This is a genomic window from Microcoleus vaginatus PCC 9802, assembly GCA_022701275.1.
Lineage (GTDB): Bacteria > Cyanobacteriota > Cyanobacteriia > Cyanobacteriales > Microcoleaceae > Microcoleus > Microcoleus vaginatus_A.
Genome location: CP031740.1, coordinates 343,779 through 368,553 on the forward strand (window position 1 = coordinate 343,779; position 24,775 = coordinate 368,553).

Below are 24,775 nucleotides of genomic sequence, written 5' to 3' on the forward strand. Positions count from 1 at the left end.
TGAAGAAGGAAGAAGCAATATAAGAAGTCATGTTTCACAATTAAGAATTTCCTAATCTTCGGGCGCGGTTGCTATAGTTAGTTAAAAATATAACACTCAGTATGATTCCCCAAAAAATTCACTTTCGGCGATTCCCTCAATCTAGAAACTGGCAATACTTAGCAAAAGTAGCTGCCCTTGCTTTTGCTTATGCTTTGGCAGCAAAAATAGCAGTTTCAATCCCAGGGGTAAATAAATTAGCTACCTGCGTCTGGCCACCCGCAGGAATTGCACAAGCGGCAATTTTATTATTTGGGCGGCGTGTTTTGCCGGGAATAGCTTTAGGTGTATTTTTTTACGATACTATTAATATTAAGGTTTCCTTAATAAGTGGAATAATTAGTGCTTTTTGTGCTTGTTTACAAGCTTTGTGTGCATTTACTTTGCTGCAACAGCTAAAGTTTCGCCCCTCACTCGATCGGCTGATCGATGTAGTCAATTTAATTTTCTGCGGGGCTGTAGTTGCCACTCAAATTAACTGCACTCTCGGGACGCTGCGCCTCTGTGTAACTGGTTTAGTGGACTGGAGCGAATATTGGCACATTCGATGGAATTGGTATCTCGGAGATACATTAGGAGTTTTAATTTTTACTCCCCTGCTGTTGATTATATACAACCACCAACAAGTGCCAATCCCTTCACCAATTACAGGTTCTCAAACAATTGTAAATCGCATCGGTGCCGGAATATGCCTGGTGTTATTAGTAACAGTCAGTTGGCTAGTATATAACTCAAAAAGTGAAGGTAGTCTCTCCGGTTATCCCCTCGAATACTTGCCATTTCCCTTAGTAATTTGGGCAACCATTCAATTCGGCCAGGGGGGGGCTGTTTTAGCATCTTTCATTGTCTCCACTATCGCCATTTGGGGCGGTTCTCAGGGAGGGGGTCCCTTTATTTCAAAAGCCGAAAATATCAATCAGGCAATCTTATTTTTGCAGGCTTTTATGAGCGTAATTGTAGTTACATCCCTGCTGTTGGCTACCACTGTAGCCGAACGCGCATCAGCAGAGGATTCGCTGCGGCAAAGCGAAATTAAGTATCGGGAATTAGTCGAGAATGCTAACAGCATTATTTTAAAACTAGATACGGAAGGAAATATTACTTTTTTTAACGAATTCGCACAGATTTTTTTTTGTTACGATGAAAAAGAGATAATTGGCAAAAACGCAGTGGGAACCATCATTCCCCAGAGAGATACAGCAGGAAATGACTTGGCAGCAAAGTTGAGAGATATTTTGGAAAACCCAGAACAATACACGCGAAATGAGAATGAAAGTATCCGGCGCAGCGGCGATCGCGTTTGGGTATCGTGGGCAAATAAACCGCTGTTTGACGCGGCAGGAAAGTTCGCGGGAATGCTGGCAATTGGTACAGATATCACAGACCGCAGGCGGGCTGAAATGCAGCTTGTAAAGCTGAATGACGAGTTAGAGTTTAGAGTAGAAGAACGGACTAATGCTCTTAATGATACTTTAAAAGCACTGCGATATCAGCAGGAACAATCCGATCGCTTGCTGTTGAATATTTTGCCTGAAGAAATAGCAAATCGGTTGAAGCGGGGAGACAGTACGATCGCAGACACTTTTGCTGATGTTACTGTCTTATTTGCGGACATAGTAGGTTTTACTCAACTCAGTTCGCGAGTTTCTCCAACGCAATTAGTTGCTTTGCTGAATGACATTTTTTCGACATTTGACAACCTAGCAGAAAGGCACGGTTTGGAAAAAATTAAGACGATTGGCGACGCTTACATGGTAGTTGGAGGGCTGCCCATCCCTCGCCCGGATCACGCAGAAGCGATCGCAGAAATGGCCATCGATATGCAGGAGGCAATTACTGACTTCAGCAATACCCACAATCAAGATTTCAGCATCAGAATCGGCATCAACACTGGCCCGGTTGTCGCCGGAGTCATCGGTATTAAAAAATTTATTTACGATTTGTGGGGAGACACCGTTAACACCGCTTCCCCCATGGAATCTCACGGCTTGCCGGGGTGTATTCAGGTAACAGAGACAACTTATCAGCAGTTGCGAGAAAAGTATTCCTTTGAAAACCGTGGCGCGATCGAAGTTAAAGGCAAAGGCCAGATGACTACTTATTTACTGCAATGCCGAAAATAGCTGTAGTAAAGGTTTTTTTCTAAAAATAAGGGCGATCGCACTCTCAAGTGTGCGATCGCCCTCATTTTAATTTACCCAAGGTTTTTAAAGCTTGTACAGGTTAATTCCAGCTTCCTTCGCCATGATTTCCAAACCCTTGTGTTGCAAGGTTTTAATTGCCTTTGTAGAAAGGTGCAATCTTACCCAGCGCTTCTCCTGCGGCCACCAAACCCGCTTCCACTGCAAATTGGCGTCTTGCAATTTGTGAGTGCGGTGGTGCGAGTGAGAAACTGCAAAACCGTTATTAGCCTTCTTCCCCGTTAGCTGACATTTCCGTGACATACTTCCCTCCAGATTACCGTTTTTTGCGTGCAGCATTTCATTATACCCGAAGGAAGAAGGAAGAAGGAAGAAGGAAGAAGGCTTGACTTATCCCTTTACCAATAGAAATAAACTCTTGCTTCCCCCCTTAGCAAGGGGGGGTTGGGGGGGATAATTACATTGCACGTTCAGTCAATTTTGTCAAGACTTGATTCGATCGCTCGACAAAATCTTTCATCCCTTCAGCATCGAAACCCTTCTGGGCCATCAAAGCCAAGTCGTAAACGTGGTGACAAATCATACTCGCCAACTGACTTGACGGAGACTCCCCGCCGCCTTGAATAATCGCACCCTGACTCAAACTAGCCAGATTTTGAATCAGCGGGTGAGAGGTATTCACCAGCAAAACGTGTTCTTCGGGGAATTCGGCGGCTTGCTGCTGCAAAAGCGCCGTCATATCGCGCATCCGGCGCAAAGCTTCCGGCAAAAGTACGATCGCAGGTGGCGTCGCCTCCGCAGAGTCAGACTTCAAAGCTTCTGTGCGAATGTTCACTTTCGGCTTATTGAGAGCTTTTTGGAACATTTCTTTAACTTGTTCGCTGCGAGTCTTATTCGTCGCCGGATCGACAATTTCCGCTTCTTTCTCTTTGTCAATTAGCGTTTCGTCGATGTCGGAATCAACCCGCGAGAATTTGACATCTGAGTATTCTCTTTCCAAGAAGCTGATAAAGTGCGTGTCGATGAAAGAATCCATAAACAGCACTTCTAAACCTTGGCTTTTGTGCATTGCCACGTAAGTTGCTTGAGAGGCCGGATCGGTACAATAAAACACGCGATTTTCGTGGCGTTTTTGATTGCGTTCCAAATACTCTTTTAGAGTCGTGTAAGGCTGCGTGGAACTAGAATTTTCCGACTTCGGAGTGACATCTTGCCACAAATCTCCTTCCTCTGTTTGCACCTGAACTTCTGGCGTTACAGTTTCTGGCTTCTCGGCGGTTGGTTCGTAGGTGCTGCGGTAGATTAAGATATCTTCGACTTGCTTTTTGAACTTGTCATCGTTGAGAGTTCCAAACTTGACAAAAGTGCCGATATCTTGCCAGCAGCGGATGTATTCGTCACGGTCGTCGCGGTAAAGTTCTTTCAGCCGATCGCCCACTTTTTTCGCAATATAATCAGCGATTCTCCGCACAGTGCGATTGCTTTGCAAAGAACTGCGAGAAACGTTCAGGGGAATGTCGGTACTGTCAATGACGCCCCGCAGCGGCATCAAGAATTTCGGGATAATTTCTTCGCAGTGGTCGCTGACAAAAACCTGGTTGCAGAATAGCTTAATATTGCCTTGCGTAACATCGACATCCGGCCGCAGTTTTGGAAAGAAAAGAATTCCGTTGACAATGAAAGGATAATCTGTATTCAGGTGTACCCACAGCAGAGGCTCGTCTTGGAACGGGTAAAGGTAGCGGTAAAGTTCTAAGTAATCTTCTTTTTGTAAATTGCTGGCTGAGTCCCGCCAAATAGCTTTGTGCTTGTTGAGTTCCTCTCCCTCAAATTTGATGGGAACGGGCATGAAATCGCAGTAAGTTTTGATTAACTGCTTAATGCGAGTGGGTTCTACATATTCTTGTTCTTCGTCTTGGAGGGTAAGAGTAATAGTAGTGCCGCGTTCCGTGCGGGAAGATTCTGATAGTTCAAAAGCGGGAGAACCGTCGCAAGACCAGTGTACTGCTTGGGAGCCTTCTTGGTAAGAAAGAGTATCAATGTCTACTTTCTTCGCCACCATGAAAGAAGAGTAGAAACCGAGCCCGAAGTGACCAATGATTGCGTCGTCGCCGCTGCCTTGGTATTTTTGAATAAATTCTTCTGCGCTGGAGAAAGCGACTTGGTTGATGTATTTTTTTACCTCGTCGGCGGTCATGCCGATCCCGTTATCGGAAATTGAGAGGGTTTTGTTTTCTTTGTCGATCGCTATATTGATTTGCGGTTCGCCCATCTCGCCGCTGTATTCGCCGGAACGAGAAACCATTTTGAGTTTGGCAATGGCATCGACGGCGTTAGAAATTAGTTCCCGCAAGAAGACTTCGTGGTCAGTGTATAGCGACTTCTTGATAATCGGGAAAATATTTTCGGTATGGATTGAGATTGTTCCCTGTTCTAAAACTGTCATAATTTTTCTCTCTGATGACTGCTAATTGCTTAGAAATAGCTATTTAATGATTTTCGGCGATCGTGCTCTCTTCTGCAAAAGGGATTACCACAAAAAGATGATTCGGTTTTCCCCACATCTTGCACAATTCTCAATCAGCCTTTCACGGGCGGGTTCTCCTGTCCAACCCCTACTCCCCACAAGATAATTCACTTTTTGTGGAACAGGCCGAAAAGCCTGTGAAGCGAACATGGTGCAAGATGTCCGTTGCCCTCACATAGTAGCTCACAAAGGCAACTGCAGGAGAAAGGTGCTGCCGGAACCCAATTCGCTGCGGGCGCTGAGGCTGCCGCGGTGTGCGCGGGCTATGGTTTGGGCGATCGCCAATCCCAGTCCCGAACCGCCAGTATGGCGCGAGCGATCGCTGTTGACTCGGTAAAAGCGATCGAATATTCGTTCTAAATCTGCCGCCGCCATCCCAATACCGGTATCTTGAACCTGAATGAGCGCATCTTGGTGGCTGCAATCTAAAATAACTGTTACTTTCCCGCCCGCCGGAGTGTATTGAATGGCATTAACAATTAAATTAGCAACTAAGCGATAAAGTTGGTCGGAATTGCCGACAACATTTAATTGCTGCTGCACTCGCATTTCGGATGTTAACGCTACCTTAGAAGCGATCGCCAAAGCTGCCAATTCTTCTACTAAATCGCTAACAAGGTCATTCAAACAACATAATTGAGGGCGATCGCGTATCGCTTGATTATCCATGCGAGCCAGCAGCAGCAAATCAGCCACTAACTGAGTTAATCGTCGGTTTTGGCGATCGATCGTCCGTAAAATTTCCCGCGCCTCTTTTTCATCCAATTGAGGCGTCAACAGCGCCGATTCTACAGTCGCTTGCGAAGCCGCTAAAGGCGTCCGTAATTCGTGAGCAGCATCCGCTGTAAACTGTTGAATTTGTCGGTAGGAAGAATAAATGGGCTTCATGGCTAATCCTGCCAATAACCAACTAGAAAAGCCTATCAAAATCAAGGCTGTAGGCAATCCTAATTTCAAAACCCATTTCACTGTACTGAGATAATCATTGAAGTCTTGCAGGCTCCGCCCAACTTGAAAATATCCCCAGTCTTGCTGGGTTTGGGTGTGTAGCGCTACAGAAATTTGGTGATAAACATTGCCTTGGGTGTCAGTTAGTGTTTGCCAATATTGCGAGTTAAATTCGGATTGTAATTCTTCGGGATAAGCGCCTGCTGTAGCAATTAATTTACCGGAATAATCAAATAAACGAATATAGTAATAGCCTTGGTTGATAGCGCTTAAAATATGACGGCTTGGCAACTGTTCTTTAATGCCTTTAACTCCAATTAGGCGGAGGTTGGGCAAAAGTTCGTTTACTATAGGCTCCAAGCGTCCGGGCTGCTGCAATTTGAGTTCTAGGCTGTCGTGTAGCGTCCCCGCTACCGATTCTAATTCGCGGTCTATGGCTACCCAGTGAGCGTGGGCGATCGCCTTATATACGCCCAATCCTAACAAGCTTAAAATCAAACCCATTACAGCCGCATAGGAAATGGCTAATTGCCAGCGAGTCCGGTTAAATAGTTTATTTTGATTCACATTGAGTCGAGCGCTTTTTTTTAAGGTAAATATCCCAAGGTAAATAGTACATTATTTTCTAATTGTACCAAGATATCTGAATTAACTTCACCAATTTTATTTCGCCAGCGTGTTTTATCCAAAACTCGCATTTGATGGCAAAATGCAACGGAATCTTGAGTCAATCCTCCCTCACCGCTGGGAATGAAAACACAGGAAGGGAGAGAGGCACGGCGCAGATTAGTTGTTAAAGGAATACTGAGAATAGTAGTCGTGTATCTCGAAATAGTATCGTTCTGGAAAATAATTATGGGACGTACACCAGCCTGTTCGGAACCTTGTGTAGGATCTAGGGCTGCAATCCAGATTTCACCTCGTCTGACTGTCATGCCAAATCCTTATGTTTTAGGAGTTCTGCATATTCGCTTATTCCGAGTTCCGCAAGTTGTCGGTCTTCTTCGGCAAATTCGCCGTAGAGTGCAGCTAAGTTAGTTTCATCGATTGCTGGAATAGTAGCTAATCTGGCACGGAATTTTAGGAAGGCAATAAATTCAAATACTTGTTTGAGTTGTTCTAGATCGAGCTTTTCTAACTCTTGTTGGATTAAATCTTTCATAGCAGCCATTTTTACGATCGAGTTTTCTATATTATAGCCAGATACTGGAAACGAGATATAATCCCCCCGCCGTTGCCCCTACAGCTTTAATGTCTCATGCGGTATCCGACGCCGTGAACGGTTTCAATTAAATTCGCGCCGCCAACCGACTCAAGTTTGCGCCGCAGCAAGCGCACTTGAGCTGCTACCACATTGCTAAAGGTATCTGCACTCGCCTCCCATAGTTGAGTCCGAATTTGGTCAGTGGTGATAATTTGGTTGGGATGTTTCATAAAGTATTCTAGTAGTTGAAACTCTTTGTTGGTCAGCGAAATTATCTGATTTGTGCCGTGGGAATCGAGATGACAAGCAGTGCGATTTCCGCAGTCGAGAACGAGATTACCTACCTGTAGCTGTTGCGGTTGAATTTGGGGCGATCGCCTTTGCAAAGCCCGCAATCTTGCTAACAGTTCCGCCATCCCAAACGGTTTAACTAAATAATCGTCAGCCCCTGCATCTAGTCCCGCAACTTTATCTTCCATACGGTCTTTTGCGGTCAGCATCAAAACGGGCAGTGCGCTATTTTTAGCACGCAATTTCCGCAGCAGTTCCAATCCTGACAATCCTGGTAGCAACCAGTCAAAAATAGCGAGGGTGTATTGCGTCCAGTGACTGTCTAAATATTCCCAAGCTTCATTGCCATCTAGGGCCCAATCAACTATATATTTTTCCTGCTTTAAGGTTCGATCGATCGCTTTCCCTAAATCTGGCTCATCTTCAACTAGCAAAACTCTCATAACTCTAATTTATAGCGGTAAATCCTTATACATTGTTAGCGATCGGCAGCATCTACCCCAACATCTAACCTCACATACTAAGATGAAATCAGCATGAAATTTTATGACCGAAACTAATTGGATCGCAAGCCCCCGGATTCATTCCAACGCGCAGGCTGACTGACGGGAATAAATCTAAAATCTAAAATCTAAAATCTAAAATCGATTGACTTTCCAGAAAAAGATAACTGTTGACAATAATTGACAACAAGCTAGTAATGTCTTATAATCAACCATGAGTAAATTTTTGAGAAAAATTATCAATAAGTATGACAGATTTATCCGATCGTCCCGCTATTAAAAAGGCTGGGCGCTGGAGTCGCCGCCAACTGCTACAGCTAGGAATAGCTGGGGCTGGGGTAGCGGGCGGCGCGATCGCACTTCAAAACTTGACTCGCAAACCGACATCAGTCGCGAGAATACCGCCCATCCCCGCAGATGCACTCACCGTCAGCAATATCAACCCGATGCAAATTGCGCGGGATTTTGATTACGGCACGGTGACGCGCGAAAATGGGCGCACGGTTCGGGAATTTCGCTTGGAAGCTAATACTTCGATCGTCCAACTTAATAGCGCCGTCACTTTCAACACCTGGAACGTCAACAATCGCGTGCCGGGGCCGACATTGAGGGCAACAGAGGGCGATCGTATCCGCGTCATTTTTTATAACAAAGCCGGACATTCTCATTCGCTGCACTTTCACGGCGTTCATACCAGCGAAATGGATGGCGTTAAACCAGTGAAAAACGGTTCTGTATTTATTTATGAATTCGATGCCAATCCTTACGGATTGCATCTATATCACTGCCATATTGAACCCGTAACTCGCCATATAGGTAAAGGACTCTATGGAATGTTCATCATCGATCCGCCAAAACCCCGTCCCCCCGCTGATGAAATCATGCTAATCATGGGAGGATACGACGTAAACGACGACGAAACAAACGAACTCTACGCTTTTAACGGCTTGCCTAATTATTACATGAACAACCCCATACCTATTTACAAAAATCAGCTAATTCGGCTGTACGTTCTCAACCTAATTGAGTACGAACCTGCCGTAACATTCCACTTGCACGCAAACTTTTTTGACGTATATCGCACGGGAATGACTTTGACTCCCAGTGAAAGAACCGATGTAATCACAATGGGAGTAGCTGAACGGCATATTTTAGAATTTACCTACGGCTACGCTGGAAAATTTATGTTTCATCCCCATCAAGATGCGATCGCCGAAGCTGGCTGCATGGGTGTATTTGAAGTCATCACTTAAACCCAATCCTACTACCAGGGTGTGGCGATTCAAATAAAGTATGAAATTATTTGACAAGCTCGATCGCAAATAGGTAGAATGAATAGCTCGCAAATAATTGAGAATTATTCTTAATAACTTGCGAAACCAAATGCACATAACGTAAAAATTAGCAACTGCCATGTTCTCCACATTTCGTTTATTACCTACAGTCACTGCTACAGCCATCCTCGTTGCTCTTGCTGGTTGCGCTTCCCCCACAACCAGCAACACCGACAGCACCACCTCACCCGCTGCCACAGCCAGTCCCGCATCCACAAGCGGTCACAGCGGGCATCACGGCGGCAAAGGCGGCATCAACATCAATACTGCCATTCTTTCAGAGTTAGATAAACTCGAAGCCAAGTTAGGAGTGCCGGCCCTTTCTAACAAAATTCAAGCCAGCCGCCCTTACGGAAAAGTCGAAGAATTGGTTTCCAAAAATGTCATTACTCAAGCGCAATTCGACCAAATCAAAGACTTGGTAACTATTGAAAATGTGGTGCTGACAGGCGAACCCAAAGATGTAGACTACATGACTAAACTTGGCTTGATGAAAGGGCATCTTATCGTAGCCCAAGAACTCTTGGATCAAGGCAAACCAGACCAGGCAGAACCGCACATCGGGCATCCAGTCGAAGAAATTTATGCCGATGTGGAAGATCAGCTAAACGAGCGTAAAATTCCTGAATTTAAGGCTACTTTAATTAAATTGCAGGATTTAGTTAAAGCGGGTGCAAAAGATCCGGCTCAAGTCAAGGCGGAATTTACCACATCAATGCAAGCAGTTGATGGAGCAATTGCCGCCCTTCCCGAAACGCAGCGAAAAGATCCGAAGTTCGTGCTGCAAGTGATTAACGGCTTGCTGGATACAGCTAATTCCGAATACGGAGCGGCAGTTGCTAACGGCAAAATTTCCGCAATTATTGAATATCAAGATTCGCGGGGTTTTGTCATGTACGCGGAAAGCCTGTACAAAGATATTGCCGCTCAAGTGGCTAAAACTAGCCCGGAAATTGACAAAGCAATTGTTGCCAACATGAATGAACTTAAGGCAAATTGGCCAACTGCGATCGCACCCGCCGCCCCCGTAAAAACCACCGAGCAAGTCAACCAGCTAGTTAAAACGATCGAAAGCGACAGCCAAAAAGTTGTCAAACCCGCATCTTAAAAAAGTTAACTCCAACCACCAACGGTAATTGGTAAAACAAATTATCAATTACCTCCAGATATTACCTCAACTAAAAAGATGACTTTTAGCGAAGCATTGCCCACATTTGTAATTACTCTCCGCGAAGGAGTCGAAGCCGCCTTAGTTGTCGGAATTGTTCTCGCTTGCCTCAAAAAGTCGGGACAAAGTTATTTAAGCCCTTGGGTTTTCGCCGGTGTTGGCGTTGGACTTATTGCCAGCGCTTTGATAGGGGTACTTTTCGGCTGGACTATTCAAATTTTGTCCGCATCCAATCAGCCTTTTGCACCGATTATGGAGTCGCTGCTAGAGGCAATCTTTGGGGTTATAGCAATAGCAATGCTGAGCTGGATGCTGATTTGGATGACCAAGCAAGCGCGATTTATGAAAGCCGAAGTCGAAGGCGCTGTGAGTGCCGCCTTAACGCAAAACTCTCATGCCGGTTGGGGCGTATTTAGTTTAGTTTTTATTGCCGTTTTGCGCGAAGGGTTTGAAACTGTTTTGTTTGTCGTCGCCAAGTTTCAACAAGGGATTATTCCGGCAATTGGCGCTTTGGCAGGCATTCTCTCAGCCACCGGACTTGGTGTCCTGCTGTTTAAATGGGGAGTCAAAATTAATATCCGCCTGTTTTTCAAATATATGGGCATTTTATTGCTCTTCATTGTAGCAGGCTTAGTGGTATCTACTTTGGGACTTTTTGACAGCGGGATGAATATTTTATCGCAAACAAATCGCGAATCAGCAGCACTGTGTTTCTATTACGAAAGATTTACTAAAATCCACTCTTGCATTCTCGGGCCGATGGTCTGGAATACGTCGCAACTGCTTCCCGAAGACAAGTTTCCAGGTTTGTTGTTGAGTGCGCTGTTTGGCTACACGGATAAGCTCTATGTCGTGCAGGCGATCGCTTATTTCGTCTTTTTAATTACCGTCGGTGGCATCTACTTCCAAAGTTTGGCAGGTCGAGTGTTTTTCCCATTCAAAAAAACCCAGGCAAGTAAATAGGAAATTAAGTACGATCGAAATACGATCGGCTTTTTAGCCTGAACTTCCCCCTGCAAATATACTTACACAAGCTCAAAAGCCTCTCACCACAAAGGTTTCAATTGTTTAGTAAAAAATTGTGTACCCATGTAGATGATTGATATCTGTTGGTAATCGGCAATTATAGCAACCGCCAAGGCGGTTAGGGTGTAAACTGGAAGTAGTCTCGGATGCTGCCCCGATCGCACGACCCATGCCAAAACCCTACAGTTACGACCTACGTCAGAAAGTCATTCAAGCTATCAAACTAGATGGCTTAAAGATTAGTGAAGCGAGTATACTGTTTAATATCAGTTGCAACACAATCGGCTTATGGTTGAAGCGACAAACCGAAACAGGAGACTTTTTAGCATTACCTAATAAGCCAAACGGTAACGGTCATAAAATTAGTGATTGGGACAAATTTCGTGAGGCAAGCCAAGACTCATGGGGATAAAACTCAAGTTGAAATGGCCTCACTTTGGGATGGAGAAATTAGCTCACGCACAATCTCGCGGGCTTTGAAAAAAATTGGTTTTACTCGAAAAAAAAGACCTACGGCTACCGTCCGCGGGATGAAGTCAAGCGGCAGGCTTTTGTAACCTCCTGGTCCACCATTCCCTCGGCTCAGATTGTCTATGTTGATGAATCTGGCATGGATAATAGAGACCAGTATGATTATGGTTGGAACGAACAGGGGCAACGGTTTCATGCACTGAAATCTGGGCGACGTGAGGGTAGGGTAAATATGATTGCTGCTCTATGTAACCAAAAATTGCTCGCCCCTTTTACCGTCGTTGGAGCGTGTAATCGAACAGTTTTTGAAATTTGGCCTTAAACTTGTTTACTGCCAACACTTGTGACAGGACAGGTGGTGGTGATGGACAATGCCACGTTTCATAAAGGTGGTCGAATTGAGGAATTGATTCAAAGTGTAGGGTGTAGATTGTTGTATTTACCGCCGTACTCCCCTGATTTGAACAGGATTGAACAAAGAAGAGTCTTGGCTCAAAAGTCGCATCCGCAAACAATTAAAGCGCTTTGACTGTTTACGTGATGCGATCGATGATGTCCTACGCCTTGCATCCTAACCGCCTTGGCGGTTGCTATATATTGAATCTACAACAATTGAGCGCGATCGCCTGCATCAGCTATTGCTGATAAATGGGTACAAATTGTCAGCTCAACAGTTGCATCCTTTGTTGAGTAAGACTTTTAGGACGGTTAGTATATTTTTATGGGGGAAGTCCAGTCTATTGGTGGCCGGAGGCAAAAGTTTAATCATGATTAATCGACCGGACATGATATAAGGTGGCGATCGCATCGCATCTAGTATCCCGCGCTCACCCAGTCTCTTAGAGAACCCATTTGGGTTCTCTATTTACCCCCATAAGCATGGATCTATCCACCGCCGATTCCAACCGTAAGCGGCAGATCACAAATGAGTTTCTGCCTGAGCCTTATCTAAGCAAGCTTTCAATTTTTCGGCTAGCACCTGTACATGAGGTTCTTGTAACATACCAAGGTGCGTACCAGGAACTTCATGGAATTCTAATCCTCCAGCAGCAAGTTCGCCCCAGCCCAATAGAGGATCTGCGTAAGAGCTTACACCGATAATCTGATCTGTAGACCGGAAGAGGACTACTTGACCAGGGTAGACTTGCGGTACATAGTTTCTTGATGCCTGAATGTTTTCCTGTTGAAAAGTGAAGTCTTGAAGATCCTTAGGCAAGGGTCGTCCGATACCTATGTAAAACTTGCAGCCAATCTCGTTGAGGCTATGATTAAGCTTATCGTTGAACCTCTGGATTTTTCCCTTCACGTTATCCTTCGCCTTCTTTAAAACATATGTTGGTCCGAGTTGTAAAAAGTTACTCCAGTGAGCAGAGAGGAGCTCTGTGCTTGATATTTGTTTGAGTGCCTCTGAAGTGTGTGTATCCAATAAGGCTAGTAGAGCTACCTTTTGACCTTGCGCGACTAGCTGCTGAGCCATCTCGAAGGCTACACTGCCCCCAAAAGATACGCCAGCCAGAAAATAAGGCCCATCGGGCTGAAGAATCCGCATTTCTTTTATATAGTGAGCGGCTAAGTCCTCAACCCGATTCGGGGGAGCATATTTTTTATCCATAATTTGTGCGGCTAGTCCATAAAGGGGTTGTTCTAGACCCAAATGATTTACCAAAGGGCGGTAGAATTTGAGACCTCTGCCAAGCACATGGATACAGAACAGAGGCGGTTTGGAACCCTTAGGTTGAATCACTATCAGTGAGGAACAAGGTGATGCCGTTCCAGACTGATTCAGAAGGTTAGATGCACTCTCAAGCTGCATTGTTGATTTCTTCTGTTCTGAGCTATGGTCTTCTTGGCTGAAAATCCTAGCTAGTTCCTCAATAGTCGGTGCTTGGAAGAGGTTAGCCAGAGGGAGATTTCTGCCCAATTTCTTCTCGATTTGTGCGAATAGGCGTGCAGCCAGCATGGAGTGTCCTCCCAAGTCAAAAAAGTTGTCTTTCACGCTGATGGGGTGGACACCTAAAACTTTTTCCCAAATCTGTGTGAGCTGGAGTTCTAATTCATTGCGGGGAGCTACAAAGGTTTCTTCTGGCTCTTTCCTGATTTGGTCGGGTGCTGGTAAGGCGCGGCGGTCTACTTTGCCGTTGGGAGTCAGGGGCAAAGCCTCTAGAAGTACGAAAGCTCCAGGCACCATATAGTCGGGCAGTTTCTGCTTGAGGAAGCGGCGCAGTTCATCGATTGTGGATGCTTGCTCTTGGTGGGAAACGATGTAGGCGACTAAGCTTTTGTTGCCGGAGATATCTTTTCTAGCTGTGACTACGGTTTCTTTTACAGTAGGGTGTTGTGCCAGCACCGCTTCAATTTCTCCCAGTTCGATGCGAAAGCCGCGAATTTTCACCTGATTATCGATGCGACCGAGAAACTCGATGTTGCCATTGGGGAGGTAACGGGCTAGGTCATTGGTTTTATAGAGGCGTGTTCCTGGTTCATCACTAAAAGGGTTTTGGAGAAATTTCTCTTCGGTCAAGTCTGGGCGGTTGAGGTAGCCTCGGGCTAAGCCGTCGCCGCCGATGTACAACTCGCCGGGAACTCCCATGGGGACAGGCTGTAGGTGGCTATCCAACAGATAAACCTGGGTATTGGTAATGGGGCGTCCAATGGGGACGGAGTTACCGAGTTGGTCAGGCTCTGTTATTGGGTAGCAGCAGGTGAAGGTCGTGTTCTCGGTTGGACCATAACCGTTGATTAGCTTACAGTCTCCTATTTTTTGGAGAAATTTCTGGACATGGGGAACAGATAAAACATCACCACCAGCCAAGAGTTGACGCAAGGGCTTTAAATCCTCCAGTCGCTCATCCACCATTAGGTGAAACAGACCCGCTGTGAGCCACAGAGTTGTGATTTGGTATTGCTGGATAACTTGTCCCAACTCTTCCAAGGATGGCGTATGGGGGGGAAATATCACCAGCCGCGCACCGTTAAGTAGGCTGCCCCAAATTTCTAATGTTGAGGCGTCGAAGGAGATGGGAGCTAGCTGTAGGAAGACTTCTTCTGCTGCTAGGTTGGCATAGTTGGCTCCTTTGACTAACCGCACTACACCTCGATGGATGACGCTAACACCTTTGGGTCTGCCTGTAGAACCGGAGGTATACATTACATAGGCTAGGTTGTCAGCCGTCACGCTGCTAATGGGGTTTTCCCGGCTCTCTCGGTTAATGGCCTCCCAGTCAGTGTCTAGGCAGACTACTTTGGCTCGATGTGAGGGAAGTTTCTCAACCTGCGGCTGTTGGGTCAATAGGACTGGGACTTGGGCATCCTCCAGCATGAAGGTGAGACGCTCTTGCGGATATGCCGGGTCTAGGGGTAAGTAGGCTGCACCGGCTTTGAGGATGCCTAGGAGTCCTACTAATATATCTAGCGATCGATCTACACAAATCCCCACGCATGTCTCTGGTCCTACCCCCAGCCCTTGCAGGTGGTGTGCTAATTGATTGGCACGGTGATTTAGCTCTCGGTAGGTAAGTTGCTCGCTTCCCAAGACTGCGGCAACAGCGTTAGGAGTTTGCTCGGCTTGGGCTTCAAATAAGTGATGAATACAGGTGTTACTTGGGTAATCTGTTTGGGTGTTATTCCACTCCACCAGCAACTGATGTTGTTCGGCTGCTGTCAACAGCGGTAAGTCTGAGAGACGCTGTTGAGGGTTGGCGACCATGCCTTCGAGTAAGGTCTGGAAATTCCCCAGCATCCGAGTAATGGTGGCGGCATTGAAGAGGTCGGTGTTGTATTCCAACGAGGCTCTCAGTCCTTGCGCCGTCTCCATTATGAATAGGGTTAGATCGAATTTCGCCGTTCCACTGTCAATATTCAGGGAGTTGACGGTCAAACCTGGTAACTCCAAGGCTGAGCTTGGAGTGTTCTGTAGAACGAACATCACCTGGAACAGCGGCGTGCGGCTTCGGTCTCGTTCGGGCTGTAGTTCTTCTACGAGCTTTTCAAAAGGTAGGTCTTGGTGGGCATAGGCTCCTAAAGCAACCTCGCGCACTCGACCTAGCAGTTCTTGGAAAGTTGGGTTGCCACTGAGGTAGGTACGCAGAGCTAGGGTATTAACAAAAAATCCAATCAGACCCTCGGCTTCCACTTGGTTGCGACCGGCGATGGGAGTCCCTACGATAATGTCTTCTTGCCCGGTATATCGGTAGAGGAATGTCTGGAATGCTGCTAACAGGGTCATGAACAGAGTGACCCGCTCCTGCTGGCTCAGGGCTTTGAGTGCCTGGGTTAGGTTGTTGGGTAATTCCAGAGATTGGTACCCACCCTGATAGGTCTGAACTGGTGGGCGCGGGTAGTCAGTGGGCAGTTGTAGTATGGGGAGGTTGCCACTTAGCTGCTGTTTCCAGTAGTCCCGCTGAGACTCTAGGACTTCAACCTGTAGCCACTCGCGCTGCCAGTGGGCAAAGTCAGCATATTGGATGGGCAGTTCGGAGAGGGGTGAGGGCTTGCCACTGGAGAAGGCGTCGTAAAGCGCTGCCAGTTCCCGTAAGAAAATATCGTAAGACCAGCCGTCGTAAACAATGTGGTGCATAGTCACGAGCAGCATATATTCCGCTTCTTCTAGGCGCAGAAGTTGGACGCGAAACAATGGTCCAGTAGCTAGGTCGAAGGGTTGTTGAGCCTCCTCGGTGGCAAGGCGTTGAGCTTTAGAAAGCCGCTGGTCTGGAGAAAGTTTTCTCAGGTCTATTATTGGCAGTGTTAAAGCTGTATCTAGCGAGATGACTTGCTTTGGTTGCCCATCCACCGATGGAAAAGTGGTTCTGAGGACTTCATGGCGTCGGACAATTTCACTCAGGCTCTGCGAGAGTGCGGTTTCGTTGAGTAAACCGATTAAGCTAAAGGCAGCGGGAATGTTATAGGCAGGGCTGTCTGGTTCCAATTGAGCGAGCAACCAGAGACGCTGCTGGGCAAATGAGAGGGGGAGGTTTCCATCCCTTGGGACAGGCAATATCGGAGAAAGATTGGAACTGGTGGCAGCATTAGCCTTGTGCAGAAATGCGAGGATTTCTGCTTTGCGCTCTTTTAGCTCTTGCAGCAGAGCGGGTGTCAGTGTTTCTTTGGGAGCTTTATAACGCAAGCGATCGCCTTCGTTCCATAGCTTCACGTCTAGACAGCGAAGCTCAGACAAAAACTCATCAATCGTTTTCATAGTTCTCCCTCTTCATAATCACCCATTGTGTCGCTCTCATGAGCTTGTAACTCTTGCACTGCCCAACGAACTGTCTCAAGGCGAGTGCCTAAGTCAGCCACGGTAGGTGCTTCAAATAAAGTACGCACGGGGAGTTCCACTCCGAAGGCTTGGCGCAAGCGAGAAATAACTTGGGTAGCCAGCAGGGAATGTCCCCCCAATTCAAAAAAGTTGTCGTGGATGCCGACCTGCTCCAGTCTTAGGACTTCAGCCCAGATATCAGCTAGCTGCTGCTCGATCGGGCTGCGAGGAGCCACAAACGTGACTGACTGGTCGGGTCGTGACTGGTCAGGCGCTGGTAGAGCGCGGCGGTCTACTTTGCCGTTAGGGGTCAGGGGCAGGGCATCTAGCAATACGAAGGCTGATGGCACCATGTAGTCAGGCAGTTTCTGCTTGAGGAAGCGGCGCAGTTCATCGATGGTGGGTGTCTGCTCTGGGTTGGGTACGACGTAGGCTACTAGACGTTTGTCGCCGGGGATGTCTTCTCTAGCTATGACTGTGGTTTCTCGCACGGTGGGGTGTTGGAGGAGTGTTGACTCAACCTCGCCCTGTTCGATGCGGAAGCCGCGAATCTTTACCTGATGGTCGAGGCGACCGAGAAACTCAATGTTGCCGTCGCTTAGGTAGCGGGCTAAGTCCCCAGTTTTGTAAAGGCGTTGCCCAGGTTCATCGCTAAAGGGGTTAGGGATGAACTTCTGGTTGGTTAACTCCGGGCGGTTGAGGTAGCCTCGGGCGATGCCTGCGCCGCCGATATAGATCTCGCCCGGTACACCAATGGGAACAGGACTCAAATATTTATCCAGCAGATATATCTGCATATTTGCAATGGGGCGACCAATCGGAACCTGTGTTGTGAGTCCCGAAGGCTGACAATGATATACACTGCTCCAAACCGTTCCTTCTGTTGGACCGTATTCGTTGAACAAAGATGTGTGAGCCAGCAGCTTAGTATGGCGTTCAACCAACTCTCTGGAACAGGGTTCGCCTGCCACAATAACAGTACGAAGACAAGTGAGCTGTTGTGGTTCCGCTTGCTCCAAAATCAGGCTATAGAGAGATGGAAGACTCAATAAATGCGATATTTGATGTTGAGCGATGAACTTTGTAAGCTGTAACAGCTCTTGTTGGAACTTATCTGGCGGTAGTACAAGGATGCCTCCCTGGCACAATGTCCAAAAGATGCCCGCGATCGAACTGTCAAAGCCAAACGACGAAAGTAATAGGAAACTGGTGACGGGTTCGCTGTAATAAGAAATACGAGCACTGGTGGAGTGGACTAGGTTTTGATGGGTTACCAACACTCCTTTTGGTTTCCCTGTAGAACCCGATGTGTAGATTGTGTAGGCGAGGTTATCGGTCATTACGCTGCTGACGGGTTTTTCCTCGCTTTCTTGGGCGATTACTTCCCAGTCGGTGTCCAAGCAGAAACGCTGTGCTTTGTACTCGGAAAAACCTGCGACTAGCTTCTGTTGGGTTAATAGCACCGACACCTGGGCATCTTCCAGCATGAAGGCTAGACGATCCTGGGGATACGATGGGTCTAAGGGCAAATAAGCCCCCCCAGCCTTGAGTATGCCTAGGAGTCCTACGACCATCTCTAGCGATCGCTCTACACAAATTCCCACCAGCATTTCTGGTTCCACACCCAATTTTTGGAGGTGGTGGGCGAGTTGATTTGCCCTTGCGTTCAGTTCCCTATAGGTGAGTTGTTCCCCTTCAAACACCACCGCTACAGAAGAGGGTATCCGTTCAACCTGTTCCTCAAATAACTGATGGATACATTTATCCTGCAGATAGTCTGTTGTGGTGTTATTCCACTCGACGTGGAGCTGGTGGCGCTCCGTTTCTGTCAGCAGAGGCAAGTCTGAAATTCGCGCTTGAGGATTAGCGACAATTCCTTCTAATAGAGCCTGGAAATGCCCTATCATGCGAGAAATTGTGCTGCTCTCAAATAAATCCGTACTGTACTCAATCCGCCCAATAATACCTTCTGGTCTTTCATCTAATTCCAAAGTCAGATCGAACTTAGTTGTACCAGTAACCACATCCAACTGACTCATGTTCCAACCAGAATCAAGGGCAGGCATGGGAGGTTCGAGGACAAAGGAAACCTGGAACAGGGGGTTCTGGCTCGAAGAACGTTCTGGTTGCAGTGTTTGCACCAGATGTTCAAATGGCAAGTCGCGGTGAGCGTCTGCCTCTAAAGTAACTTCCCGCACCCGCTCTAATAGCTGTTGGAAACTAGGGTTCCCCGATAAATCTGTACGCAGCACGAGAGTGTTGAGGAAAAACCCAATCGACCCCTCAAGCTCGGGTCGGTTGCGGCTTCCGGTAACAGTACCTACAGGAATGTCATCAGCTCCCGTATAGCGGTACAGTAATGTTTTGAACGCTGCCAGCAGCGTCATAAAAAGCGTCACCCCTTCATGCCGCGAGAGTGCCAATAGTTCGTCGGTCAAGTTCCTAGATAGCGCTAGACACTGCCGAGACCCTCTAGAGGATTGACGAGCCGTTCGCGGGCGGTCTGTGGGCAACTGTAGCACGGACAGGCCGGCTAGCTGCTGCTTCCAGTAAGCAATCTGTGGTTCCAGCACCTCTGATTGCAGCCATTGCCGCTGCCATACAGCAAAGTCTGCATACTGGATGGGTAATTCTTTTAGCGGCGAGGGTTTGCCAGCACAAAAAGCTTGATAAAGCGTTTGCAGTTCGGGAAGGAAAACACTGTAAGAGGAAATGCCATCGTCTACAATGTGGTGTGCCGTCAGGAATAACCTGTAATCTCTTTCGTCAAACCGCATTAAAGTAGCTCGCAGCAGTGGCCCAGAAGTGAGATCGAAGGGTTGCCGTGCTTCTTGTGTCGCCAGTCGGAAAGCTTCCGCCTCTCGCTCTGAAGTTGGAAGCGATCTCAGGTCTACTACTGGAAGTGGTAGACTCAAGGATGGGGCGATCGCTTGCATCGGTTGCCCATCAACCATCTTATAGGTTGTCCGCAGTATTTCGTGACGCTTGACAATCTCATTGAGGGCTTTTTCCAGGGCTGCTACGTTGACATTCCCAGGCAGGCGAATGGTTGAAGGTTCGTTATAAACGGCAGTATCTGATGCGAGTTGATGAAGAATCCACAGTTGTTCTTGGCCAAAAGACAGAGGCAGGTTCTGGGTTCGCTCGACAGGTTGGATAGGCGGAAAAATCAATTTGGGGTTTTGCTCTCCGACTGTCTCCATATGCTGGGCCAGTTCTGCTACTGTAGGCGCTTCCAACAGACAGCGCAGAGATAAATCTACCCCCAATGTGTCGCGCACTCGAGAAATAACCTGGATGGCTAGCAAAGAATGTCCACCCAATTCCAAGAAGTTGTCGGAAATGCCTATTTTTTGTTGAATTCCCAGTACATCTGACCAGATGTTAGCTAGTATTTCTTCAATCGGAGTACGAGGGGCGACAAATGTGAGTTCTTTGTCTGGTCTAATTTCAGGTGATGGTAAGGCACGGCGGTCTATTTTGCCGTTGGGGGAGAGAGGGAATTTGTCTAGTGTAACAAAAACACTAGGTATCATGTAATCTGGGAGTTGCTCTTTGAGGAAATGACGAAGGTCGCTAAGGCTGGGTGCTGCTTCTGATTGGGGGATAATATAGGCGACTAATTGTTTATTGCCCGCGAGGTTTTCACTGGCGATGACTGTTGTTTCTTTGACGGAGGCATGTTGAGAGATGGCGGTTTCGATTTCGCCTAATTCAATGCGGAAGCCACGAATTTTCACCTGATTATCGATGCGACCCAAAAACTCGATGTTCCCGTCGGGTAGATAGCGGACTAGGTCGCCTGTTTTGTAAAGGCGAGAACCCGGTTCGTTACTAAAAGGATTGGGGATAAATTTTTCATCAGTTAAATCGGGACGGTTGAGGTATCCTCTTGCTAGTCCATCACCGCCAATGTGCAATTCTCCCGGAACGCCAATTGGTACGGGTTGTTGATACCGATCTAATATGTATGTTTGCAAATTAGAAATTGGACGACCGATCGGCAACTCTGTCGATGTTAGGTCAGCAGTCGATAACTCGCATATCGTTGCCACCACAGTCGCTTCTGTAGGGCCGTAAGTATTCACCAGGGACACTCGCTGTCCTACATACTCAAGCCAAGTTTCGCATCGTTTGGGCAGTGCTTTTTCTCCGCCAATGATTACCAAGCGTAATGATGGGGGGAGTGCAATAGTTTCTTTGCTTAATATTGCTGTCAGTTCATGCCAGTACGCTGTCGGTAGACTTAGGACGCTTAAGTTCCAAGTTCTGCATTTTTGCAAAAATCCACCCACTGAGTCCAGCATGGAATCGGTTCGCAAGACGAGTGTTGCGCCAGAAGTCAGGCAGGGGTAGATTTCTTCGGCACTAGCATCGAAACTAATAGAGGCAAACTGGAGGATGCGATCGCCTTCAGATATTCTATATTCAGCACTCGCAGCCGTTGTGTAATTGACTAGCGACCCCTGTTGGATTAAAACGCCTTTGGGTTTTCCTGTAGACCCTGATGTGTAGATAACGTAGGCTAGGTTATCGGGGGTGACGCTGCTAGGGTTATCCTTGCTTTGTTGGACAATTTCTTCCCAGTCTTTGTCCAAGTTGACGAGACGCGCAGAATGGGGGGGAAGCTTCTCGACCAACTTCGACTGACTCAGCAGCACTGGTACAGAAGAATCTTCCAGCATGAAGCCTAGCCGTTCAGAGGGATACGCTGGATCGAGAGGAACGTATGCTCCACCGGCTTTGAGGATACCCAGAAGTCCCACCATCATCTCAAGCGATCGCTCTACGAAAATCCCCACTAAAACCTCTGGTCCTACCCCCTGTTTTTGCAGGTAGTGCGCTAGCTGATTCGCTCTTGCATTTAGTTCCCGATAGGTCAACTGTTTGTCTTCATAAACTACCGCCACCGCATCAGGTGTCCGCTCGACCTGCTCCTCAAATAACTGATGGATACACTTATCCTGGGGATAATCTACCTGAGTATCATTCCACTCCACCAGAATTTTGTGAAGCTCCTGCTCAGATAGCAGGGGAATTTCGGCAACGCGCCTTTCGGGGTCAGTTATAATACCTTGCAAAAAAGTAGTAAACTGATCCACCATCCTGGCAATGCTGTCACCATCTAATGCTTCGGTGTTATAGAGCCAACAGCATTCTTTCCCCTCTGACGGAATGACCAGGGTCAACTCATTCCCCAACCCAGCTTGGTGATTTTCTAGTTTTTCTACCCGTTCTACGACCACCGGAAACATCGGCTCACGACTCAGCTCAGGCAATGAACGAAGAGCCGGATACCTAGCTACGACATCACGCGCATAAGTCTTGTGAAGTTTGGTCAACTCCACTTGCTGCCTAAAACCTTTAAAAACTTCCTCAAAACTTTGCTCGTAGTCTATATCTACGCGACAAGGAACAATTGATGCAAAAAAGCCTTCCAGTCTAATCAGCTCCCGTTGCACCTCGACATCTCTACATCCGATATCAAAACATCTAGTTCCTCCAATACGGGCTAGATAAGTAGCAAAAGCAGCAAACAGGAAGTCGCCTTGATTCCATTCGGGCTGGCGCTCCTCCAGAAATGTTGTGACCTCATGCGGTATGGACATCTTTACACTTGTGTACTGCTTCTGTTCCAAGTGTGATGCCATCCGATCTGCATAGGGAACCGTAATTGGCTGTAACGTCGCCAATTTCTTTACCCAAAAATCCTCGTGCTCACCAATTAATCCATCAAACATTTCAATACGCCTCGCCCTATCTGGCTCCATGTCCTTAAACTGATACCCGACTTGCAGTCCAAATCTCTCGACAAAATCATGAATCGATAGCACTTGACCATCTATGGTCAGCACCTGGCGCAGCACCACCTCGTAACTTGCTGTAGAAACCGTCAGGAAGCTGGGTCCAATCGCTGTTATCGTTCCTGGAGACGACTTAGATAGGTCATCCTTAACTTCGAGTTTGGGGATAACGATCAAGTCGCTCCCTATAGCCAACTTCGCCACACCAAGGGTATTGGGGTAGGAACCAAAGTCCAATGCCCTAATGTCGGCATGTATATCATAGGCACAACGATTGAACGAGAGTACACCTCCAGCAAAAAGTCTTTTTGAGTGTCCCAAATAGGTTCGCTCATCCAGGTTCTGCTTGTTCGCTAACGCTTGACCACGTGAGATCTCATCAACTAACTCTTCAAACGAACGAATCGCCGCTTCATAACATTTCCCATTGAGAGAAAAAGCCGTATCGTTATCAGCAATATCGATAGCAACCTGCTTCAGGATATCGCCGCCCTCCACCATATCGCTTATCACATGCCATGTCACCCCATGACTCTTCTCCCGGTGCATCAAAGCCCAAGAGGTAGCATTGAGTCCCGCATACTTCGGCAGTGGGGCATCATGGTAGTTGATCGCTAACTGGCGCGGCAACTCCAAAATTTCTTTGGGTAATAGCGACCTGTTGACAATATTGAATAGGTAATCAAAAGGCTGTTGTCTTAAAAATGCTATGAGATTATCTGTTGGCTGGATGTGAGGTATGTCCTTTGCCTTCGCCCAGCTACTTATCGAGGCATCAGGGGAGATGACGCCGAAAATCTGATGACCCCGCTCTAAAAGAAGTTCAGCACATTGAATAGGTAAAGTTCCTTCTCCAATAAGAAAACAACTAAATTGATTCTGAAGATACATATTTGTATTGCTTATAGTTGGAGCCACTTAATATCACCAGTCTTTACTACGGGGTCTTTCCACTGCCTGGAAAATCACTTCATTGCGCTGATAATCATTCCCTGTTTCAGGAATGAAAGAGTTCGCCGCCCGCTCTAGACGCCTAGTGAGCTAATTTTAGATTTTAAGTAGCTAGGTTGACATCATCACTCCTCATTCGCCATCTAACGCCAGTCCCTCAGCTTTGCGATTGCCAAAGCCTAGCTTACCCTACCGATTCCTTTGATCCCCGTGATCCAAATCACAAGCGCTCGCTGCCCAGTCCGCGATGGTTCCTGACGGGCAATTGTCAGCGGAGTTTTAACCTGGACTTCCCCCATACCAATGTACTAACCGTCCTAAAACTATTACTCAAAAAAGGATGCAACTGTTGAGCTGACAATTTGTACCCCTTTATCAGCAATAGCTGACGCAGGATCTCGCGCTCAATTGTTGTAGATTCAGTATAATTGCCGATCGCCAACAGATATCAATCATCTACATGAGTACACAATTTTTTACTCAACAATTGAAACCTTTGTGAGGAGAGGCTTTGGAGCTTGGGTAAGTATATTTGCATGAGGAAGTTCAGTTTAGTGGAAATGCAGGAGGCAGTTGTTTGTTGCTAATAATTAATGCCGCCATAAGTGAGAGGGCATTAGGAAATCAGCTATCTATTGAGTGAAGGTAAAACGACCGTCAACTTTTTCGCCGTTAATATCCGCAGTCATTTTTACTGGATACTGACCGGGTTCTTTGCCGAGAAACACCACAGCGTAATGTTTGCCCTCAGCATCATACTTGAGAGCTAGGGTTTGCTGCTTTCCATCCGGCAACTGCACTTGAGCTGTCACTTTCGCGTTAGGAACTGGTTCCTTTTTATCACCTTTTAGCAAAAATAAATCTAAATGAGTTCCCGTAGCTTCTTTTTCAGTTACAAACTCTAAATGGTAAGCTCCAGACTCCACAACTTGCCCCCCTTTAGTTGCTTTTGCAGGAGCAGCGGCGGGAGCCGAAGACGCAGGTTGAGAGGCGACAGGAGAGGAGGCTGGACTGCTATTTGTATCGCTTGCTTGGTCGCCTTTATTACAGGCTACCAAAAATAACAATCCGACGCTGCCTAAAATAATTAAATTTGACTTGAGTGATTTCATTT

The 24,775-nt window shown here is 46.9% G+C and carries 13 protein-coding genes and 1 pseudogene; 5 read left to right on the forward strand and 9 right to left on the reverse strand.

The window, feature by feature from the left end; genetic code table 11:
• Positions 1-101: 101 nt before the first annotated feature.
• Positions 102-2,162: a PAS domain S-box protein gene (locus tag D0A34_01490; GenBank protein UNU17704.1), complete on the forward strand. Its 2,061-nt coding sequence runs from the start codon at positions 102-104 to the stop codon at positions 2,160-2,162.
• An 84-nt stretch (positions 2,163-2,246) separates the two neighbouring features.
• Here D0A34_01490 and D0A34_01495 read toward each other — a convergent pair whose 3' ends face one another.
• From D0A34_01495 to D0A34_01520, 6 genes are all read right to left on the reverse strand, one after another.
• On the reverse strand, positions 2,247-2,483 hold the full coding sequence (locus tag D0A34_01495) for a 50S ribosomal protein L28 (GenBank protein UNU17705.1): 237 nt from the start codon (positions 2,481-2,483) through the stop codon (positions 2,247-2,249).
• A gap of 154 nt (positions 2,484-2,637) precedes the next feature.
• Positions 2,638-4,626: a molecular chaperone HtpG gene (gene htpG, locus D0A34_01500; protein ID UNU17706.1), complete on the reverse strand. Its 1,989-nt coding sequence runs from the start codon at positions 4,624-4,626 to the stop codon at positions 2,638-2,640.
• A 264-nt stretch (positions 4,627-4,890) separates the two neighbouring features.
• Positions 4,891-6,222: a two-component sensor histidine kinase gene (locus D0A34_01505; GenBank protein ID UNU17707.1), complete on the reverse strand. Its 1,332-nt coding sequence runs from the start codon at positions 6,220-6,222 to the stop codon at positions 4,891-4,893.
• Between the two features lie 20 nt (positions 6,223-6,242).
• Positions 6,243-6,590 carry a type II toxin-antitoxin system PemK/MazF family toxin gene (locus D0A34_01510; GenBank protein UNU17708.1) on the reverse strand — a complete coding sequence of 116 codons (348 nt, stop codon included), beginning with the start codon at positions 6,588-6,590 and terminating at the stop codon, positions 6,243-6,245.
• Entirely contained in the window at positions 6,587-6,826 is a 240-nt protein-coding gene (locus D0A34_01515) for a hypothetical protein (protein UNU17709.1), read from the reverse strand. Before D0A34_01515 ends, D0A34_01510 begins: the two co-directional genes overlap by 4 nt.
• Before the next feature lie 77 nt (positions 6,827-6,903).
• The gene (locus tag D0A34_01520) at positions 6,904-7,593 is read right to left on the reverse strand and encodes a DNA-binding response regulator (GenBank protein ID UNU17710.1); all 690 of its coding nucleotides are present in this window, start codon (positions 7,591-7,593) and stop codon (positions 6,904-6,906) included.
• A gap of 308 nt (positions 7,594-7,901) precedes the next feature.
• On the opposite strand from D0A34_01520, the gene D0A34_01525 reads away from it, so the two are divergent.
• The 4 genes and pseudogenes from D0A34_01525 (at position 7,902) to D0A34_01540 (ending at position 12,227) form a co-directional block, all read left to right on the forward strand.
• Positions 7,902-8,906 (forward strand): copper oxidase, encoded by a 1,005-nt coding sequence (locus D0A34_01525; protein ID UNU17711.1) that lies wholly within the window; start codon positions 7,902-7,904, stop codon positions 8,904-8,906.
• Between the two features lie 160 nt (positions 8,907-9,066).
• Entirely contained in the window at positions 9,067-10,095 is a 1,029-nt protein-coding gene (locus D0A34_01530; protein UNU17712.1) for a helix-hairpin-helix domain-containing protein, read from the forward strand.
• 78 nt (positions 10,096-10,173) lie between these two features.
• Positions 10,174-11,118: an FTR1 family iron permease gene (locus tag D0A34_01535; protein UNU17713.1), complete on the forward strand. Its 945-nt coding sequence runs from the start codon at positions 10,174-10,176 to the stop codon at positions 11,116-11,118.
• A 232-nt stretch (positions 11,119-11,350) separates the two neighbouring features.
• Positions 11,351-12,227: pseudogene (locus D0A34_01540) on the forward strand (IS630 family transposase).
• Between the two features lie 344 nt (positions 12,228-12,571).
• Here D0A34_01540 and D0A34_01545 read toward each other — a convergent pair.
• The 3 genes from D0A34_01545 to D0A34_01555 all read right to left on the reverse strand — a co-directional run bounded on the left by D0A34_01545 (position 12,572) and on the right by D0A34_01555 (position 24,773).
• Positions 12,572-16,846, reverse strand: a complete 4,275-nt coding sequence (locus tag D0A34_01545) for a non-ribosomal peptide synthetase (GenBank protein UNU17714.1) — start codon at positions 16,844-16,846, stop codon at positions 12,572-12,574.
• Positions 16,843-23,601 (reverse strand): non-ribosomal peptide synthase, encoded by a 6,759-nt coding sequence (locus tag D0A34_01550; protein UNU17715.1) that lies wholly within the window; start codon positions 23,599-23,601, stop codon positions 16,843-16,845. Before D0A34_01550 ends, D0A34_01545 begins: the two co-directional genes overlap by 4 nt.
• Before the next feature lie 692 nt (positions 23,602-24,293).
• Positions 24,294-24,773, reverse strand: a complete 480-nt coding sequence (locus tag D0A34_01555; protein UNU17716.1) for a hypothetical protein — start codon at positions 24,771-24,773, stop codon at positions 24,294-24,296.
• Between the last annotated feature and the right edge of the window lie 2 nt (positions 24,774-24,775).

Coding starts and splice junctions, on each gene's coding strand:
- D0A34_01490 (UNU17704.1), top strand. CDS start 102: ATGATTCCCCAAAAAATTCACTTTCGGCGATTCCCTCAATCTAGAAAC.
- D0A34_01495 (UNU17705.1), bottom strand. CDS start 2,483: ATGTCACGGAAATGTCAGCTAACGGGGAAGAAGGCTAATAACGGTTTT.
- htpG (UNU17706.1), bottom strand. CDS start 4,626: ATGACAGTTTTAGAACAGGGAACAATCTCAATCCATACCGAAAATATT.
- D0A34_01510 (UNU17708.1), bottom strand. CDS start 6,590: ATGACAGTCAGACGAGGTGAAATCTGGATTGCAGCCCTAGATCCTACA.
- D0A34_01515 (UNU17709.1), bottom strand. CDS start 6,826: ATGGCTGCTATGAAAGATTTAATCCAACAAGAGTTAGAAAAGCTCGAT.
- D0A34_01520 (UNU17710.1), bottom strand. CDS start 7,593: ATGAGAGTTTTGCTAGTTGAAGATGAGCCAGATTTAGGGAAAGCGATC.
- D0A34_01525 (UNU17711.1), top strand. CDS start 7,902: ATGACAGATTTATCCGATCGTCCCGCTATTAAAAAGGCTGGGCGCTGG.
- D0A34_01530 (UNU17712.1), top strand. CDS start 9,067: ATGTTCTCCACATTTCGTTTATTACCTACAGTCACTGCTACAGCCATC.
- D0A34_01535 (UNU17713.1), top strand. CDS start 10,174: ATGACTTTTAGCGAAGCATTGCCCACATTTGTAATTACTCTCCGCGAA.
- D0A34_01545 (UNU17714.1), bottom strand. CDS start 16,846: ATGAAAACGATTGATGAGTTTTTGTCTGAGCTTCGCTGTCTAGACGTG.
- D0A34_01550 (UNU17715.1), bottom strand. CDS start 23,601: ATGTATCTTCAGAATCAATTTAGTTGTTTTCTTATTGGAGAAGGAACT.
- D0A34_01555 (UNU17716.1), bottom strand. CDS start 24,773: ATGAAATCACTCAAGTCAAATTTAATTATTTTAGGCAGCGTCGGATTG.